Genomic DNA, 16,288 nt, shown 5'->3' with positions numbered 1-16,288 from the left:
CATTATTGTCTCTTACCTTCAGCCTTTAATGGCAATGCCGACCGGCAACTCTTCAAACCAGTTCAGAAATTCGTGCACATAGGGCGGCTGAAACAAGCGGCCATGCTGTGGTGCCATAATCTGAATATCCAGTTGCCGTACGCGACGAACCCAGTCCAGCTTTGCCTCATTCGACGGCATCCAGCGCTGGTGGAATTTACGCATTTTGGGAATATGCGTACTCATATTGTCGACCCAAAGCGGAGCATCGGTGGATTCCATCGCCGCTCCGATATCGCCACTCATTAATATTTTAGCTTTCGGATCATAGACATTAAAATTGCCGGAAGAATGCAGATAATGGGCAGGAATAAACTGCAGCTGAATGCGGCCCAGATTCAGCGTCATACCTTCATCCGGAATTGAGCAATACTCTATTTTTTCCATACCGAAGTGACGGATAAAACTTTCCCATAACCAGGGGGAGTAAAGCTTGGCATTGGGTAATGCCTGATCCCATAAACCCAGCGACGAGATTATGTCGGGATCCTGATGCGAGGCAAATAAATGTGTGATCTGTTCGGCGGGGACGAATTTTAATACCGCTGACAACATCGGGGCGAAGAGCTCAATACCGCCCGGATCCAGCAGAATGGTCTGATCACCACTCTGAATCAGATATTGATTGGTATCGATAATACCTTCGGCTTTATGTGGGTCGCGGCCGAACATAATCCAGCGGTGATCACCGTCTTCATACAGCGTGGTTGCCAGCATAGTGCGATTCCTTATCCTGTTTATCGTCCGTTGCGGATTATTGTGTGTGTTTTTGCCGCTGCCCGAGCAGGCGTCTGGCCTGGCTCAGGTGAGCGCGGATTTTGTCGGCGGTATCGGTAATATTTTGCGCAATCACCTCCAGCTGATTACGGAAATCACCGGCTGAGGCGGCTTCTACTTTGCTGGAAGTGGCAATCAGATTGGCGGTGCGGATGTGTTTATCGCCTTCTTCCAGCTGTTGCTCCAGTTCACGCAGACCACGGCTGAGGGTTTGCGACAACGTCTCGCGCTGTTTATAGCAGTTCTGCATCGAAACAGTCAGCGAACCGAGGTTCTGGCTGTGCTGGTCGGCGACCCAGCCAAATTTGTCGGCGGCGGTACTGGCGCGCCACAGAGCCACCGCGTTATGGGATAAATGCTCAGAGACGCCGTTAATATATTGCGACTGGCGGATAATGTCGGATGCCAGCTCATCAATAAAATGCGTAATTGCCTTAAAACCTACGGTTTTGGAACCGGCTCGGACGGCCAGCGCACGGGCGTTTTTGGCTGTCAGGGCCAGTCCTTTGGCTTCCAGCATGGCCTGATGTAATTCGGCGGCAATGCTGGCAGCGGTAACAAAAATAGGTGTAGCCATAATCAGTGTGTCCGGCAGGGGCTCTGGTATCTGAGCGCGAATACTGAAAAGTATAGATAGTTTTTCTGTTATCTCCGCAGATCAGTTCGCGGTTATCTTCTGGTTCGGTAATTCAGTGCCCGCAGCATTGGTTTTCAGCCAGCCACGCACGCGGCGCACGATCAGGTTGCTGTCGTCGTAATTCAGATCAAATGCCGGAATTTCGATTTGCTGATATTGCAGGCGTTGTTTATGCCGCATGCTGCCGGCGCGTTGCTGAGTAGCATAAACAGGGCTGATGCTCTGCTCGCTGATCAGATCGAGTAATGGCAGATCCAGCCGCACCAGTTGCTGATTCAGTGGCACGGGAGACAGCGGGTTATCCAGGGCATCAATCAGAATCAGTGCCAGTCCGCGCTCCTGTGCTTTACTTTGGCTGCCTGCATTGCCTGCCGTTTTACTTGTCGCGCCGTTCTTGCTGCGCGCCAGTAAAAAATCAGCCGCCCAGTTAGCGCTGTTACCACAGGCAATCACCACAATATTGAGCTGACCGCGCTGATTGAGAAAGCTGATGCCTTGCCGGATACGGTCCTGCATCTGCTCGCGGTAGCGTTCGTTGGGGTCCGTTTTCTCTGCCGGTGCCGCTGTCTGCGGTTCATCTGCGGTTGGCAACGGTGGTAGTCCGCTCAGTCTTGGTAAGGCCGGTTCGGCGGCATTAAATGCACTGTCCTGTCCGTCGCTGGAGGTTTTTTCAACAGCACTGATGCCATTGCTGTCGACGCTGTCCGCGGCTGGTGTTGCTGCCGGCGGTGACGCTTCAGAAGGCTCTGCGGCATTGTCGGCAAGGGTTGCTTCAGGAACTTCTGTGGTTGCCGGCGTGGCGGCGGCCGTATATTCGGCCGTACTGGTGCGTGCCGGTGGCTGTGCTACAGGTTGCTCCGGCAGTTCGATGCTCAGGGTGGTCCAGCCATAAGCCGGCAGGGTTTCACGCAGCGGCGCGACGATTTCCGGCCAGTGCCCGTGCTGGCCATTGTCGTGCAGAATCAGCACGCCGCCCTGAGGCTGGCCACGGGTTTCGGTTAACAGCAGGCCGTAAAATTCACTTTCGGCGGCAACCAGTCTGACCAGTTCGGATTCACGGCTGTGCAGTTGCAGATATTGCAGCAGACCGTAATGGCGGCTGGCGTCCGGATTCGGAACAACCCGCGGCAGTTGCTTTACGGCGGTTTGATTCGGATCTTCCGGTGACTGCGGATCTTCTGTTGCCGCAGGCGCTTCTGCAGTATCCGGTAATACTGCGTCACTGGCCGGCACTGGCTGACCGCTCTCATTGCCGCTGTTGTCATTGTTGCCGTTGCCGCCGGTATCGTCACCGTCTGCGGCATAAAGCACACAGCTGCCCAGCAACAGCAGAGCGGGCAAGGCTTTGAGCAGGTTTTTCAGCAACCCTGAGAGAGCCGTCATGGGCGTAAAATCCTTAAAAACTGACGCTTTTCAGGCTTACAGCAAAAGCCGTTCCTGTTTTCTGGCTGTGGCTGACATGGTGTTGCCGGCGGTAGTGTTCGCCGCGCTCAGACCTTACAATGCGCGCTGAATTTCTCTTTGCCGGAACCGCTGATGAAAGACTTCCTGATTGCACCGTCCATTCTGTCTGCCGACTTTGCCCGTCTGGGTGAAGAAGTTGAAAACGTACTGGCCGCCGGAGCCGACGTGGTGCACTTCGACGTGATGGATAACCACTACGTACCGAACCTGACCATCGGCCCGATGGTGTGTAAAGCGCTGCGCAATCATGGCATCAAGGCACCGATTGATGTGCACCTGATGGTAAAGCCGGTGGATCGTCTGATCGGCGATTTTATTGAAGCCGGTGCAACCTATATCACCTTCCACCCGGAAGCGTCTGAGCATATCGACCGCAGCCTGCAGCTGATTAAATCGGCGGGCTGTAAGGCGGGCCTGGTGTTTAACCCGGCAACACCACTGCATTACATGGACTATGTGATGGATAAGCTGGATGTGGTGCTGCTGATGTCGGTTAACCCGGGTTTTGGTGGTCAGTCTTTTATTCCGGCCACACTGGATAAACTGCGTGAAGCGCGCGCCAAAATTGATGCATCGGGTCTGGACATCCGTCTGGAAATCGACGGTGGTGTTAAGGCCGATAATATCCGCGAAATCACCGCTGCCGGTGCCGATATGTTTGTCGCCGGTTCTGCCATTTTTAATGCGCCGGATTACAAAACCGTTATCGATCAGATGCGTGCAGAAATCGCTGCTGCGGCGAAGTAACGGATGCGCTGGAATGCTGCGCTGAGTGCGCATTTTACAGTGGCTTCAGGCCCGCAGTTATTGCTGCTGGATCTGGATGGCACACTGATTGACAGTGTGCCCGATCTGGCGGCCGCGGTGGATATTATGCTGGCAGGTCTTGGCCGTGCAGCCGCCGGCAAAGAAAACGTCAGCCACTGGGTCGGTAACGGTGCGGATATGCTGATCCGTCGTGCCCTCTGCGACGGTGATGAACAGGCTGCCGTGGCGTTGGCCACCGGGCATGTGCAACCGGCGCGGGCGCTGTTCGATCAGGCGTATCTGAATGCCCTGCATCATGCCACCGGCGCATATCCGGGCGTTAGCGAGTGGTTGCAGCAGGTGTCGGTGCCCAAGGTGTTGATTACCAATAAACCGCGTTTATTTACCCTGCCTTTACTGCAATCACTGGGCTGGGAAGAGTACTTCGTTCAGGTGTTGTGCGGCGATGATCTGGCCGAGAAAAAACCATCAGCCATGCCTTTGTTACACGCCTGCCAGACGCAGAATGTGACACCGCAACAGGCGCTGATGATCGGTGATTCACGTAACGATATTCAGGCGGCAAAAGCGGCGGGTATTGCCAGTGTTGCCGTCACTTACGGCTATAACCACGGCGAAGATATTCACAGCGCCCGGCCTGACTGGGTGGTGGATAATCTGCTGCAGTTACTCGGCTGATACTAGGGCCTGTTAACATTAATTAAACAAGCCTGTTATCGGCTAAAAACTTCTCAGACAAGGCGCTGAGAGTGTGGCCTAACGGGTTAAGCAAACGAACAGCAACGCTGGGTGAGGAATTTTTAGCCATAACCCTTCGGGCTGAGGCCAGTTTTCCCATTAACATCGTCGTTTGTCATTCATTTAGCCCGCTAATATCACTCCTCACTCCTTGTTCTGAGAAAAACTGGCTCTCAGCAGGCCTGATTCAATTAGTGTTAACAGGCCCTAACAGCGGCGGCCTGGCCGCCGCTGTTGTCTGGTGTTTCCTGCAGCCTTAAACGGCTTAAAGGTATTTCTGCCAGAACATCGCTTTACCCATGGCCGCATCCAGCTCATAGCTGGCATAGCCCAGTGAGCGGTATGCGTTCTGCGCCACCTTATTACCTTCCAGCACTTCCAGCGTCAGCTTGCAGCAGCCGAGTTCGCGGGCGATCTCTTCGGTTTTATTCATAATGCGCTTGGATAGACCACGGCCCTGGAATTTTTCCATTACGGCAACGTCGTGCACATTCAGCAGTGGTTTGCAGGAGAAGGTTGAAAAACCTTCGATGGAAATCACCAGTCCCGCCGGCTCATCATCAATAAAGGCCAGTACCACGTGCACATTCGGGCGCCTGGCCAGCTCAGCCGCCAGATTAGCACGGGTAAAGTCAGACAGTTTTTCACCGCCACCCATAATGCCGTCGGCATAGTGGTTCAGCACCTCGATCATGGCGCTGGCATGAAGGGGATTGTTCAGATCAGCAATAACGATTTGTTCAGATTGTTCAGACACAACAGCAATTCCGGATTTAATAAGATACTCAGCAGTGCCGTACTGTAGGAGTTCCGGTCCGTGGCGTAAAGCATCGCATCCTGTGCTGCGTGGAATGACCGGCAGTGTTGACATTTTATGACGCCAGGGCCTGTTTAATTCGTGTTAACAGGCCCTGAGCCAGCCCCTTTGCCTTGTAATCTCCGCCCTTGATCCCATATAGCTGTTACCACCCGCCATCTTCTGCTGCACAGTCAGCCAACAGACCCGGCGGCCATTCAAGCACTGACCTCACGGAGCTGCCTGTGCCTTTGTTATTAATCTTTATTCTGGTGCCGATGATTGAACTGGCGGTTCTGATCAAAGTTGGCTCCCATATCGGTGTGCTGTGGACGCTGGCGCTTATTTTCCTTACCGCCATTATTGGCGTTACCCTGCTGCGTGCTCAGGGGCTGGCGACGCTGATGCGTGCTGGTCAGCGTCTGCAGGAAGGGCAGTTACCTGCACAGGAACTGGCGGAAGGCTTTTTGCTGGCACTGGCGGGTGCCTTGCTGATTACTCCGGGATTTGTCACCGATGCCATCGGCTTTACCCTGTTATTGCCCGGCGTGCGTGGCCACTTTGCCGGTTCGGTGCTGAAAATGCTCAAACCTCAGATGATGGGGGGCATGGGCGCAGGCCGTGGCCCGCGTGATGTCTATGGCGAAAACGAGCAACCGGACCGTATTCACCCGAATCAGCACCGTCCGACCATTATCGACGGCGAATATCGTCGCGAAGACTGAAATTTTTTAACCGGGGGTGTTGAAAAGGTTGTGTGCCACCCCCAATAAGCGAAACACAACGAAAATACAGTTTGGGGATGAGGGCGAAGCAGGCTCTGTCTGTACCGTCCGACCCCGGTTATCAGCAAACATTGCTTTAAACATTGGAGAAAACCTCAAATGAAAATCCGTCCTTTACACGATCGCGTCGTTGTTCGTCGCAAGGAAGAAGAGCAAACCACCGCTGGCGGTATCCTGCTGCCGGGCGCCGCTGCTGAAAAGCCGAGCCAGGGTGAAGTGCTTGCTGTCGGTACGGGTCGTATTTCCAACAATGGCGAAGTTCAGCCTATGTCTGTGAAAGTTGGCGATACCGTTGTGTTCGGCAAATACTCCGGCTCCAACACCATCAAGATCGATGGTGAAGAGCTGCTGATTCTGAACGAAAGCGAAATTTACGGTGTTCTCGAAGCCTAAGCGTTTCTGCTTCAACCGTTAGTATCGAAACTCACTGAATTTAAAGGAAACAAACATGGCTGCTAAAGAAGTTAAATTTGGCAATGACGCCCGCGTAAAAATGCTGGCTGGCGTTAACGTACTGGCTAACGCGGTAAAAGTAACTCTGGGCCCTAAAGGCCGTAACGTGGTTCTGGAAAAGTCTTTCGGCGCTCCGACCATCACCAAAGACGGTGTATCTGTAGCCAAAGAAATCGAACTGGAAGACAAGTTCGAAAACATGGGCGCGCAGATGGTTAAAGAAGTGGCGTCCCAGGCTAACGATCAGGCCGGTGACGGTACTACTACTGCAACCGTTCTGGCTCAGGCCATTGTTAACGAAGGTCTGAAAGCCGTTGCTGCGGGCATGAACCCGATGGATCTGAAGCGCGGTATCGACAAAGCCACCGCCGCTGTTGTTGAAGCCCTGAAAGAACAGGCTCAGCCTTGCACCGACTCTAAAGCCATTGCTCAGGTTGGTACTATCTCTGCCAACTCTGACGAATCTGTTGGCACCATCATCGCCGAAGCGATGGCCAAAGTGGGTAAAGAAGGCGTTATCACCGTTGAAGAAGGCAAAGGCCTGAACGACGAACTGGAAGTGGTTGAAGGTATGCAGTTCGACCGCGGCTTCCTGTCTCCTTACTTCATCAACAACCAGGAAAAAATGGTTGCTGAACTGGAGCACCCGGTGATCCTGCTGGTCGACAAGAAAATCGACAACCTGCAGGAACTGATCCCGATTCTGGAAAACGTGGCCAAATCCGGCCGTCCGCTGCTGATCGTGGCTGAAGACGTTGAAGGTCAGGCGCTGGCGACTCTGGTTGTGAACAACCTGCGCGGTACCTTCAAAGTGGCTGCGGTTAAAGCGCCTGGCTTCGGCGACCGTCGTAAAGCCATGCTGCAGGACATCGCTGTTCTGACCGGTGCTCAGGTGATTTCTGAAGAAGTCGGTATGTCTCTGGAAACCACCACCATCGATATGCTGGGTACTGCCAAGAAAGTTGTGATCAGCAAAGAAAACACCGTGATCGTTGATGGCGCTGGTAACGAAGGCGACGTAAAAGGCCGCGTTGAACAGATCCGTGCTGAGATGGAAGCGTCCACCTCTGACTACGACAAAGAAAAACTGCAGGAACGTGTGGCCAAGCTGGCTGGCGGCGTAGCCGTTATCAAAGTAGGCGCCGGCTCTGAAGTTGAAATGAAAGAGAAAAAAGACCGCGTAGACGACGCTCTGCACGCTACCCGCGCTGCGGTAGAAGAAGGCGTGGTTGCCGGTGGTGGTGTTGCACTGGTTCGCGCTCTGACCAAGGTTGACGTGAAAGGTGACAACGAAGATCAGAACGTCGGTATCGCTCTGGCACTGCGTGCAATGGAAGCTCCGATCCGTCAGATCGCTGCCAACGCCGGTGCAGAAGGTTCCGTTGTGGTTGATAAAGTAAAAGCCGGCTCCGGTGCCTTCGGCTTTAACGCTGCCAGCGGTGAATACGGCGACATGATCGAGATGGGTATTCTGGATCCTGCCAAAGTAACCCGTACTTCTCTGCAGGCTGCTGCTTCTGTTGCTGGTCTGATGATCACCACCGAAGCCATGGTTGCAGAAATTCCGAAAGAAGCGCCAGCAATGCCAGATATGGGTGGCATGGGCGGAATGGGTGGCATGGGCGGCATGATGTAATCTGACGCCAGCCCGGCTGTCTGTAAGAACAGCGCCCACACCAAGGGTACTGCAATAAAAACCGGCCTCATAAGGGCCGGTTTTTTTATGTCTGCAGTTTGCGTTGTTAGTGTGGAGAACATGCTTATTGTTATATGTGATAACAACTTGAAAGATCGGAAAATCAGTGCATGCTGGTCCGGTGATGAACATATCATCAGAGATGTCTGGTGCAGAATCAGCCGGTAATTTCCGGCGGACACATGAGCATGCACAGAGACCACATGAATGCATTCAGCCACGGGGAGTTTGTTGATGTTTATCCCGCGAAAAACAGAAAGTAACCCGCAATGGACAGATCAGGATGGCATTAAAATTTATACCATTTCGGTTAATGATAATGCCGTTGATCAAAGCCGCTTCAGCGGGCGCTTAAATGCCGTAAAACAAGCGAAAGCCCTGCCGTGGGCAGAGACTGCGGCATTTACCATTTTCCATGAAGGGGCAGGTTTTCTTTATTTAATTCTCGCCTGGTGGGGGAACGATAATGAATTATTCACGTCGGTTTCCGTGCTGACTGAAGAAGGATGGGTGGAAGATCCGGGCCGATTTTCTTTCTGTGTTTATGATCTTGAGGTGTTCTGGGCAGAAAGAAATATTTATATCGACACACTGTATTGCGCTACCCCAGATATTCAGAAATACCGTGAACAGCGTATGGGGGTTGGGGAGTAAGAATGACTGGTATCGGGTAACAAGGGCCAACGCAGAGGTTGGCTGGATTCCGGTGGCGACGGTACAGCGTTGTCCGGCTGACCAGATGAACAACGGATACCTGAGCCGGCAGCCCGCTGGATAACGATGTGATACATAAATCCTGTTAGTCCGGCTTATGGTGGTCAGCGACACAGTGCCCGCAGGATGTTAGCCAACTTCTTTACGGCGATTTCCATTTCATGCGGAGCGTGGGCGGCGAATCCCATCAGGAATCCAGGTGTATGCCGGTTCGATGCATGGAGCGCCGTCAGTCCCAACAGGTCAATTCCAGCCCGGCTCGCAGAGTCTATAGCCTCATCTTCGGGGATGTCGCGGATAAACACACAGGGCATCTGCATCCCGCCGGCGGGCACCCGTGGCTCCACGAATTCGGCCAGGTACTGGCGCACCAACCGCGCCAGTACATCGCGCCGTTCGGCATAGATGGCACGCATGGTACGCATATGCGCACCGAAGTGACCCCCTTCGATAAAGCGCGCCAGCGTGAGCTGCGGAATCGGTGCGCTGTGTCCATCCAGTAGGGTACGGGCTACGGTCATAGGCGCGACCAGCGGTGACGGCAACACCATATAGCCGATGCGCAGGCCGGGGAACAGCGACTTGGTGAAGGTACCGATGTAGATCGTCCGCTCATGCTGATCAAGCCCCTGTACGCAGGCGGTGGGCTTGCCTGCATAATGGAACTCGCTGTCGTAGTCGTCTTCGATGATCCAGCTCTGATATTGCCTGGCCCACTCAATAACGGCTAGGCGCCGCTCCAGCGTCAGTGTTGTCCCGGTCGGAAACTGATGCGATGGCGTCAGGAATACGGCCTTGGCCGAATCTCCGAATGTTTGTGCCGCATTGTTCAGGTGTTCCACCTGCATACCATTGGCATCAAGTGGCACGGGTACGCATTCCAGACCGGCGGCGTCGAATGCTTTGCGGGCTCCCTGGTATACCGGATCTTCAATGAAAATTCTGTCGCCAGGATCGAGCAATACATTGGCGCACAGCGTCATCGCTTGTTGTGAACTGGTCAGCACCAGAACGCGCTCGGGTGTGGCATGTGCCCCGCGTTCAAGGCTGACGTAATCTGCAATAGCCCGCCGTAATGGTTCCAGCCCTTGCGGGTCGCTGTGTGACAAAAGCTGAGTTCCATATTCCTTGAGTACCTGCCGTTCCAGGCGCTCCCAAATCTGGAGGGGAAAGTTACGCGTTTCCGGTACACCCGGAGCAAATGGGCGCGGAGCCAGGAAATCGCGCAAGCCTCCGCCCTGAAACATAGCGCTGCCGCGCTGGCTAAGGCGCAGGGTTTCCTTGCGCGCTCCCGGGCGGCGTGCCGGGCTGCGTCTCGGTAGGCGTTTGGCCTGTTCCGATACGAAGCTACCGCTGCCAACGCGGCGCTCAAGGAAACCTTCCGCATGCAACTGGCTATAGGCCGATTCGACGGTATCACGGGAAACGCCCAGTGATTTCGCCAGAGCACGCGAAGCGGGCAGGGGCTTACCTACGGCCAGCGTGCCATCAAGAATCAGTTGCCGGATTCCACGCTGTATTCGCGCATACAGCGGCAAGGCATTATGCGCAGGGTCGCCAATCCAGGCTTTGACCGATTCCAGCTGGGCATGCTTAAACAATTGGTCTGTATCTCTTTAATAAAATGGTGGGGCTTAGCCATCCATTTTAGGGCTATAAACATGTTTATCAACTTTGCCCATCAGATTACATTCAGGAGCCTCTTCAGACCATGTCATCCATTCCTTCATCTTTACCCGTTCGTTGGAGCGATCTTACTCATCCCATCGTGGCGGGTCTGATCTCCGTTATCGTTAACTATGGCGGTACGTTTATTCTGGTATTCCAGGCCGCCAAAGTGGCCGGTCTCAGCCCAGAGCTTACGGCGTCATGGGTGTGGTCGATCTCCATCGGCGTAGGCGTGACAGGGATTATTCTGAGCTGGGTTTCCCGCGAACCGATCATCACAGCCTGGTCGACACCAGCGGCCGCATTTCTGGTTACTGCTCTGGCGAGTACACCCTACGCGGAAGCGGTCGGCGCTTATCTGATTTCAGCCGCCGCTTTTGTCGTACTGGGGCTGTCGGGCTGGTTTGAGCGGGTAATTCGCCTGATTCCACCAGGGGTAGCGGCCGGGTTACTGGCTGGCATCTTGCTCCAGTTCGGTATCGGGGCCTTTGGCGGCATGAGCATTGATCCATTATTGGCGGGACTCTTAATCGTTGCCTATGTCGCACTCAAGCGCTTCACCGCACGCTATGCGGTGGTGGGTATTCTGGTGCTGGGGTTGGCTTTCTTGCTTATTCAGGATCGCGTTGACTTATCGGGCCTGAGCCTGAAGCTGGCCGCCCCTGTTTTTACCACGCCCGAATTCTCGCTCAATGCTTTGCTGAGCGTGGCGTTGCCGTTATTTCTGATCACTCTGACCGGGCAATATATGCCGGGCATGCTGGTACTGCGCAATGACGGCTTCAGAACCAGTGCCAACCCTATTGTGACGATCACCGGATTTGGCTCTCTGCTGATGGCGCCCTTTGGCTCGCATGCTTTCAACATTGCCGCGATAACGGCGGCTATCTGTACTGGCCGGGAGGCACACGAAAATCCGGATAAACGCTGGATCGCCGGTATTGCTGCTGGTGTGTTCTACATTCTGGTCGGTGTTTTTGGGGTGACACTGGCTGCGGTCTTTATGGCTTTCCCGGCAACCTTTATCACCACCCTGGCGGGTCTGGCTTTGCTGGGCACCATCGGCGGTAGTCTTGCCAGCGCCATGGCTGATGCCAGAACCCGTGAAGCCTCGCTCATCACTTTCCTTGCGGCAGCGGCAAATATCACCTTGCTGGGTATTGGTGGTGCGTTCTGGGGACTGGTGATCGGTCTGGTGGCTTATACGGTGCTTAATGGTCAGTTGCCACAGCGCACACCTGAATCGCTCATACCTCCAATAGCAGGCAGCAGCAAGGCGAACTGATATCAGCCACAACTGATACAGCCGGCAGCCAAACATTATGGTCAGTAACAGCCGCTGGTTGGCAATGAAATACAGACCGATTAGGGAGTGGCGCGCATTTCCCGATTACTGTCCTCAAGTGCCGTGCTCAGTACGGCAACGGGGAGGACATTCGCGCCGGTGGCATCAGTGTCGTGAGTCAGATAGCCGCATAGCAAAGCAACTGATGATTGAGCAGTTGTCGCTGTCCTGCGCTATTAAAAAAGCTGCAGGGCGCGGCTGATTCGTGCCGGGAAACGCATCAATTCAGCCTGATTAATAGCGCTTCAAATGCCGTTAAATCGGTGTACTTTTCCGCCTCTGCTGCCCGATGTGTCAGGAATATTCCGCCGCTCAGGGCGATACCGCCTTCGATCATCAGATTGTCGTGCAAATCAAATTGCTCGATGCTTAAGCCATCACGATCGTGTAATTCAGAGCTGCCATATTCTCCCTGACCAAATAATGCAAAGGTACGCTCGGCAAACAATGCCGGATCATTGCTGTAGCCATGAATTATTTTTCCAAGGCCACGTGCCAGTCCCAGCTCATACACCGTACCAGCATCAGCGCTGGCTCCGCGGAACGGCGTCAGGTTGGCAATCACCAGATCGGCACGGCGAATCAGTTGTTCGTTTGCCGCACTGATGGCAAAGCCCAGTTCGCGGGCGCTGCCACTTTGCTGTAATTCCCCATCAAGTGGAAATAAACCGCGGAACCCATAGTGTTCACACAGGGCTTTTTTACGCGCGCCAAGTTCACTGGCAGCCGGGCAGAAAACTTCCGGGCCGGCAAGGTAAATGGTTCTCGGCATCCCGATGTCTCCATAAAGGTAAATAAGAAAGCCCCGTTGGCATGGCGGCACTATAACAAAGACGAATAACAAAGACGGTTCCGCAGGGCAGTTGAGATTCAAATAATAATAAATCTCATTAACTATTGATGTGATATCTAAAATACTTCAGAATCAAATGCTAATCGTTATCATTACCTGATCTGGCCCTGTTTACTGTGTGTCGGCAGGCTCCGGGTTCTGTTCTGTAGCAGGAGTGTTCCATGCTGATGTTTATTGCGCTTACTCTCACCGGCTGTGTGCTGTTGTATCTGTCGCATAGCAACCAACAGTGGCTGCAACGGCCTTTATCCATACGCCCCTGGCGCTGGCTTGGTGTAGCCGCGGTACTTAGCGGACTGCTGTTTTCCGCCAGTTATCTGCCGGTTAACAGCGCATTGTTTGCCTGGCTGGTAATTATGATGCTCTGTATTGGCCTGCTGCCATTTGCTGCCTTGCTTAAACCCCCGGTGGAGGATTCCGTCAGTGAGCGCTGAATCACTATCGGCAGGCAGACAGAAGGCTCCACGCCTGCAACCTGATTGGTGGCGTAAAACCCTGGCGGCGGTTCTGCTCGGTTTTCCGCTGGCGCTGGTGATCACTGGTCTGTTTGCCTGGGCTGGTCCTGGCGGCATCGCAGCTACCGATAAAGTGCAATTTAATATGTGGCTGCTGACCTTGTTATGGCTGTTGGGCCTGAGTCTGGTGTACCTGTTCCGCAGTGGTAATCAGGCATTGTTGTGGCTCGGCGGTGCGAATCTGCTGTTGTGGCCGTTATTTTTGATCGTGCGGGGAGTCATGGCCGGATGAAAGTCAGCAGCGATATTCTGCGGGTTTATAAAGCGCTGCATACCTGGGTGGGTATTGGTACCGGCTTATTATTATTTATCGGCTTTTTTGCCGGCGCGCTGACCATGTTCAAACAGCCGCTTGACCGTTGGTCGGCACCTCCGGCGCAGCAGCTGGCTATGGTGAAAAGCAATGAGCTGGATACGCTGGTCAGCGGAGTCATGCAGCAATTCCCGGATGCCCGCCAACAGCTGGTGGTGCATCTTGAATCGGCAGAGCATATTTCTGCTCCGGTTGAGTGGCAATCGCAGGATGAAGATGGCGGTCATGGCCCGGATCTGGATGGCGAGCACTGGCATGCAACGCTGAATGCGGCCGGTGAAGTACAGGCTGAAAGTATCCGGCCTTCTATGCTGGGTGATCTGATTGATTTATTGCACCAGACCGCGGGTATTCCCGGTACTGTCGGGCATGAATATCTGGGCGTACAGATTCTTGGGCTGGCCGGCATTCTGTATTTTCTGGCGCTGGTTTCCGGGCTGATTATTCTGCTGCCGACTCTGGTAAAAGATTTTTTCCTGATCCGGCGCGGCAAAAACCGCAAACGTTTCTGGCTGGATGCTCATAATGTAATCGGCATAACCAGTTTACCTTTCCATCTGATTATTGCGTTTACTGTTGTTGTTTTTGCTTTTCACGATTCATTTTATGGCAGCCTGAAAGCGGTTGTTTATCAGGACACTCCGATGTTCGGGGCGCCTCCGGCTGCGGGAGAACGACCACAGGCCAGAAGCGTTGATCAGCTGTTACCGCCGACAGAACTGATCCGGCGGATCGAACAGGCAGCACCGGATTTTAAAGTGACCGAACTGGTGTATATGCAGGTCGAAAGCCCAAGGCCAATAGTGCGTGCCGGTATTTATAATCCGCAATATCTGGTGCGCGGTCCGCTGACGGGTTATGTCGGTATAAACCCCTACAACGGTGAGCTGACCATGACGGGTATGCTGCCGGGCAAGAGTAATGTCTGGAGCGATATCGTTGTGACATTTTTCGCGCTGCATTTTGGCAGTTTTGCTGGCGAGTGGGTGCGCTGGGTGTATTTTCTGCTGGGATTAAGCGGAGCGTTCTTGTTTTATTCCGGCAATTTATTATGGATAGAAAGCCGGCGTAAAAAACAGAAACGGGGCCAGCCATTACCACAACAGGCACGTAATACCCGCCTGATGGCAGCGCTGACCATTGGTGTTTCGCTGGGCTCCGTCGCCGGAATCGGGTTTGCTATTGCCGCCGGGAAATGGGGGCATGTTGCGGCTGTTGCCGACATTAACAGCCTTTACCTGCAGGTTTATTATCTGGTGTTCCTGTTGGCCCTGACATTTGCGTTTATGCGTGGCGGTGCCCGTGCTGCGGTACCGTTATTATGGTTGTGTGCGCTGGCCAGCGCGTTGATCCCGGTAACTTCGGCTCTGGCGGTTCTTATGCCATCTACCGGACTCTGGTTTTATAACAGTGCGGCTACGCTGGCGGTCGATTTTACGGCATTGTTGCTGGCACTGGCCTTTATCTTTGCGGCTTACCGCACACAGCGGGGCTTGCAGCGTGCCAATGCCGATACCGTATGGTATATCGAGGAAACCGGCCATAAGGCTGAGCCTGCCGGTATCGGAGCAGGTTCCTGATTACTGACAGACGGTACATATAAAAAAACGGACGCATCAGCGTCCGTATTTATGTCTGGCTGTCAGTGAGCACTTTTATTTAAAACGCGCAGACCAGTGCTGAATTGTCGGGCCGCTAAAAAAGGCAATCAGCGCCGCCGCTGGCCAGGCCAGTATCCAGGCATTAAACCAGCGCAGAAAAAATTCGTCGGTAAATCCGAGATTGAGAAAGGTAATCCAGCAGGTCATCAGCACCGATAAGACAAAAGACATCATCAGCGTAAATGCAATGCGCTGTTTCATGGTCACAGCCTCGCGGAATAATGGATTGAACAGAAAGAAAGCGGCGCAGACTACGCCTGGCGGGGGAGCAGAAAAAGCCGTTGCGCCGGAACAGAATATTCCGGCGCAGACAACAGCGGTTACCGCTGTTATTTCAACAGGGTCAGATATTGTGGTTCAACATCGGTGGCCAGATAAGCCAGACCCAGTTTATTCAGGTAATCCATACGGTCACACTTGAACGGATCAATCTCGGCCAGTGCTTTGCCGTTGTTTTCGTACAGCTCGCGCAGCCAGGCTACATACAGGTTACCCGGCTCCATCACCAGTGCTGCACCACCGGCATCAGTCGTCACCTGTGCCTGCAGTGTTTCCGGCAGGTTTACTGCAAAGATAACGGCTTCTTCGTTGCCCTGCAGGTAAAGATTACGGGTGTGGGTTTTCTGGCTGGCCCAGAAATACGCCAGTTCTTTACTCTGGGTTAAAAACACCGGGTCTTTATGTTCGCTGGTGGTGTGACCAATAGTGCTCAGGGTTTTCAGCTGACGCGCCATAATTTCAGCGTCGCCGGAGCCTTTCAGGCCCTCGCTCTGAATAGCAGCAACCAGACCGGAGGCGGTGCCGTGATACCAGATGCCGGACGTGGCAATACCATCGTCAGAAAGCAGCTGGGCAAGATCCTGAAACTGAGTTGGGGTGGTAAATTCTTTCATGTTCTGGATTCCGGACTAAGGGCCGGCACGGCAGGCCCTGATCAATGATCGTGTAAAGGCGGCCATTGTAGCAGGAGTCCGGCACTTTGTCTGAGCCGGCCAGCGTCCGGAGGGCTCCAGTCTGTTGTGCTAGGGCCTGTTAACACTAAATGAATCGGGCCTGCTGAGAGCCA

At 53.8% G+C, this 16,288-nt stretch carries 18 protein-coding genes; 10 read left to right on the top strand and 8 right to left on the bottom strand.

The genetic code is table 11. From position 1 onward, the window contains the following. Positions 1-18: 18 nt before the first annotated feature. The 3 genes from LGT44_RS11150 to LGT44_RS11140 all read right to left on the bottom strand — a co-directional run bounded on the left by LGT44_RS11150 (position 19) and on the right by LGT44_RS11140 (position 2,836). Positions 19-756: an oxygen-binding di-iron domain-containing protein gene (locus LGT44_RS11150; protein WP_145469672.1), complete on the bottom strand. Its 738-nt coding sequence runs from the start codon at positions 754-756 to the stop codon at positions 19-21. A 37-nt stretch (positions 757-793) separates the two neighbouring features. Next, the gene (locus LGT44_RS11145; protein WP_145469671.1) at positions 794-1,393 is read right to left on the bottom strand and encodes a hypothetical protein; all 600 of its coding nucleotides are present in this window, start codon (positions 1,391-1,393) and stop codon (positions 794-796) included. 81 nt (positions 1,394-1,474) lie between these two features. After that, positions 1,475-2,836 carry a DUF3530 family protein gene (locus LGT44_RS11140; protein ID WP_230332740.1) on the bottom strand — a complete coding sequence of 454 codons (1,362 nt, stop codon included), beginning with the start codon at positions 2,834-2,836 and terminating at the stop codon, positions 1,475-1,477. Between the two features lie 153 nt (positions 2,837-2,989). Here LGT44_RS11140 and rpe point away from each other — a divergent pair, with 153 nt between their 5' ends. Further along, positions 2,990-3,664 carry a ribulose-phosphate 3-epimerase gene (rpe, locus tag LGT44_RS11135; protein WP_145469669.1) on the top strand — a complete coding sequence of 225 codons (675 nt, stop codon included), beginning with the start codon at positions 2,990-2,992 and terminating at the stop codon, positions 3,662-3,664. Positions 3,665-3,667: 3 nt separating this feature from the next. Continuing rightward, positions 3,668-4,363 carry a phosphoglycolate phosphatase gene (locus LGT44_RS11130; RefSeq protein ID WP_230332741.1) on the top strand — a complete coding sequence of 232 codons (696 nt, stop codon included), beginning with the start codon at positions 3,668-3,670 and terminating at the stop codon, positions 4,361-4,363. A 325-nt stretch (positions 4,364-4,688) separates the two neighbouring features. Here the strand turns inward: LGT44_RS11130 and LGT44_RS11125 are convergent, their stop codons facing one another. Then, positions 4,689-5,180, bottom strand: coding sequence for a GNAT family N-acetyltransferase (locus LGT44_RS11125; RefSeq protein ID WP_230332742.1), 492 nt, complete (start codon positions 5,178-5,180; stop codon positions 4,689-4,691). Between the two features lie 284 nt (positions 5,181-5,464). Between LGT44_RS11125 and LGT44_RS11120 the strand changes: the two genes are divergently transcribed. The 4 genes from LGT44_RS11120 to LGT44_RS11105 all read left to right on the top strand — a co-directional run bounded on the left by LGT44_RS11120 (position 5,465) and on the right by LGT44_RS11105 (position 8,807). Then, the gene (locus LGT44_RS11120; RefSeq protein WP_145469666.1) at positions 5,465-5,944 is read left to right on the top strand and encodes an FxsA family protein; all 480 of its coding nucleotides are present in this window, start codon (positions 5,465-5,467) and stop codon (positions 5,942-5,944) included. A gap of 159 nt (positions 5,945-6,103) precedes the next feature. After that, entirely contained in the window at positions 6,104-6,397 is a 294-nt protein-coding gene (locus LGT44_RS11115; protein WP_145469665.1) for a co-chaperone GroES, read from the top strand. Positions 6,398-6,452: 55 nt separating this feature from the next. Then, positions 6,453-8,093, top strand: a complete 1,641-nt coding sequence (groL, locus tag LGT44_RS11110) for a chaperonin GroEL (RefSeq protein ID WP_145469664.1) — start codon at positions 6,453-6,455, stop codon at positions 8,091-8,093. A gap of 267 nt (positions 8,094-8,360) precedes the next feature. Beyond that, on the top strand, positions 8,361-8,807 hold the full coding sequence (locus LGT44_RS11105; RefSeq protein ID WP_230332743.1) for a hypothetical protein: 447 nt from the start codon (positions 8,361-8,363) through the stop codon (positions 8,805-8,807). A gap of 164 nt (positions 8,808-8,971) precedes the next feature. On the opposite strand, the gene pdxR is transcribed toward LGT44_RS11105, so the two are convergent. Next, the gene (gene pdxR, locus LGT44_RS11100) at positions 8,972-10,468 is read right to left on the bottom strand and encodes a MocR-like pyridoxine biosynthesis transcription factor PdxR (protein ID WP_225692249.1); all 1,497 of its coding nucleotides are present in this window, start codon (positions 10,466-10,468) and stop codon (positions 8,972-8,974) included. Between the two features lie 110 nt (positions 10,469-10,578). Here pdxR and LGT44_RS11095 point away from each other — a divergent pair, with 110 nt between their 5' ends. Next, positions 10,579-11,820, top strand: coding sequence for a benzoate/H(+) symporter BenE family transporter (locus tag LGT44_RS11095; RefSeq protein ID WP_230332744.1), 1,242 nt, complete (start codon positions 10,579-10,581; stop codon positions 11,818-11,820). A 280-nt stretch (positions 11,821-12,100) separates the two neighbouring features. Here LGT44_RS11095 and LGT44_RS11090 read toward each other — a convergent pair whose 3' ends face one another. Further along, positions 12,101-12,652: a nucleoside 2-deoxyribosyltransferase gene (locus LGT44_RS11090; protein WP_230332745.1), complete on the bottom strand. Its 552-nt coding sequence runs from the start codon at positions 12,650-12,652 to the stop codon at positions 12,101-12,103. 242 nt (positions 12,653-12,894) lie between these two features. On the opposite strand from LGT44_RS11090, the gene LGT44_RS11085 reads away from it, so the two are divergent. Genes LGT44_RS11085 through LGT44_RS11075 form a run of 3 tightly spaced genes read left to right on the top strand, consistent with a single transcriptional unit; the run spans position 12,895 to position 15,141 of the window. Next, positions 12,895-13,167, top strand: a complete 273-nt coding sequence (locus LGT44_RS11085; protein ID WP_230332746.1) for a hypothetical protein — start codon at positions 12,895-12,897, stop codon at positions 13,165-13,167. Further along, on the top strand, positions 13,157-13,480 hold the full coding sequence (locus tag LGT44_RS11080; protein WP_230332747.1) for a hypothetical protein: 324 nt from the start codon (positions 13,157-13,159) through the stop codon (positions 13,478-13,480). Before LGT44_RS11085 ends, LGT44_RS11080 begins: the two co-directional genes overlap by 11 nt. Beyond that, positions 13,477-15,141 (top strand): PepSY-associated TM helix domain-containing protein, encoded by a 1,665-nt coding sequence (locus tag LGT44_RS11075; RefSeq protein ID WP_230332748.1) that lies wholly within the window; start codon positions 13,477-13,479, stop codon positions 15,139-15,141. The genes LGT44_RS11080 and LGT44_RS11075 overlap by 4 nt, the downstream gene beginning before the upstream one ends. A gap of 75 nt (positions 15,142-15,216) precedes the next feature. On the opposite strand, the gene LGT44_RS11070 is transcribed toward LGT44_RS11075, so the two are convergent. Next, positions 15,217-15,423: a DUF2798 domain-containing protein gene (locus tag LGT44_RS11070; protein ID WP_145469656.1), complete on the bottom strand. Its 207-nt coding sequence runs from the start codon at positions 15,421-15,423 to the stop codon at positions 15,217-15,219. Between the two features lie 128 nt (positions 15,424-15,551). Next, positions 15,552-16,115, bottom strand: a complete 564-nt coding sequence (locus tag LGT44_RS11065) for a hypothetical protein (protein WP_230332749.1) — start codon at positions 16,113-16,115, stop codon at positions 15,552-15,554. Between the last annotated feature and the right edge of the window lie 173 nt (positions 16,116-16,288).

This window comes from Thalassolituus alkanivorans, from assembly GCF_020447205.1.
Lineage (GTDB): Bacteria > Pseudomonadota > Gammaproteobacteria > Pseudomonadales > Oceanobacteraceae > Venatoribacter > Venatoribacter alkanivorans.
Note: the sequence above shows the minus strand (reverse complement) of the source record. Positions and strands in the feature narration are given on the sequence as shown.

Excerpts from the sequence above, each read along its gene's own strand:
- LGT44_RS11150 (WP_145469672.1), bottom strand. The coding sequence starts at position 756 with ATGCTGGCAACCACGCTGTATGAAGACGGTGATCACCGCTGGATTATG.
- LGT44_RS11145 (WP_145469671.1), bottom strand. The coding sequence starts at position 1,393 with ATGGCTACACCTATTTTTGTTACCGCTGCCAGCATTGCCGCCGAATTA.
- LGT44_RS11140 (WP_230332740.1), bottom strand. The coding sequence starts at position 2,836 with ATGACGGCTCTCTCAGGGTTGCTGAAAAACCTGCTCAAAGCCTTGCCC.
- rpe (WP_145469669.1), top strand. The coding sequence starts at position 2,990 with ATGAAAGACTTCCTGATTGCACCGTCCATTCTGTCTGCCGACTTTGCC.
- LGT44_RS11130 (WP_230332741.1), top strand. The coding sequence starts at position 3,668 with ATGCGCTGGAATGCTGCGCTGAGTGCGCATTTTACAGTGGCTTCAGGC.
- LGT44_RS11115 (WP_145469665.1), top strand. The coding sequence starts at position 6,104 with ATGAAAATCCGTCCTTTACACGATCGCGTCGTTGTTCGTCGCAAGGAA.
- groL (WP_145469664.1), top strand. The coding sequence starts at position 6,453 with ATGGCTGCTAAAGAAGTTAAATTTGGCAATGACGCCCGCGTAAAAATG.
- LGT44_RS11105 (WP_230332743.1), top strand. The coding sequence starts at position 8,361 with ATGCATTCAGCCACGGGGAGTTTGTTGATGTTTATCCCGCGAAAAACA.
- LGT44_RS11095 (WP_230332744.1), top strand. The coding sequence starts at position 10,579 with ATGTCATCCATTCCTTCATCTTTACCCGTTCGTTGGAGCGATCTTACT.
- LGT44_RS11090 (WP_230332745.1), bottom strand. The coding sequence starts at position 12,652 with ATGCCGAGAACCATTTACCTTGCCGGCCCGGAAGTTTTCTGCCCGGCT.
- LGT44_RS11085 (WP_230332746.1), top strand. The coding sequence starts at position 12,895 with ATGCTGATGTTTATTGCGCTTACTCTCACCGGCTGTGTGCTGTTGTAT.
- LGT44_RS11075 (WP_230332748.1), top strand. The coding sequence starts at position 13,477 with ATGAAAGTCAGCAGCGATATTCTGCGGGTTTATAAAGCGCTGCATACC.
- LGT44_RS11070 (WP_145469656.1), bottom strand. The coding sequence starts at position 15,423 with ATGAAACAGCGCATTGCATTTACGCTGATGATGTCTTTTGTCTTATCG.
- LGT44_RS11065 (WP_230332749.1), bottom strand. The coding sequence starts at position 16,115 with ATGAAAGAATTTACCACCCCAACTCAGTTTCAGGATCTTGCCCAGCTG.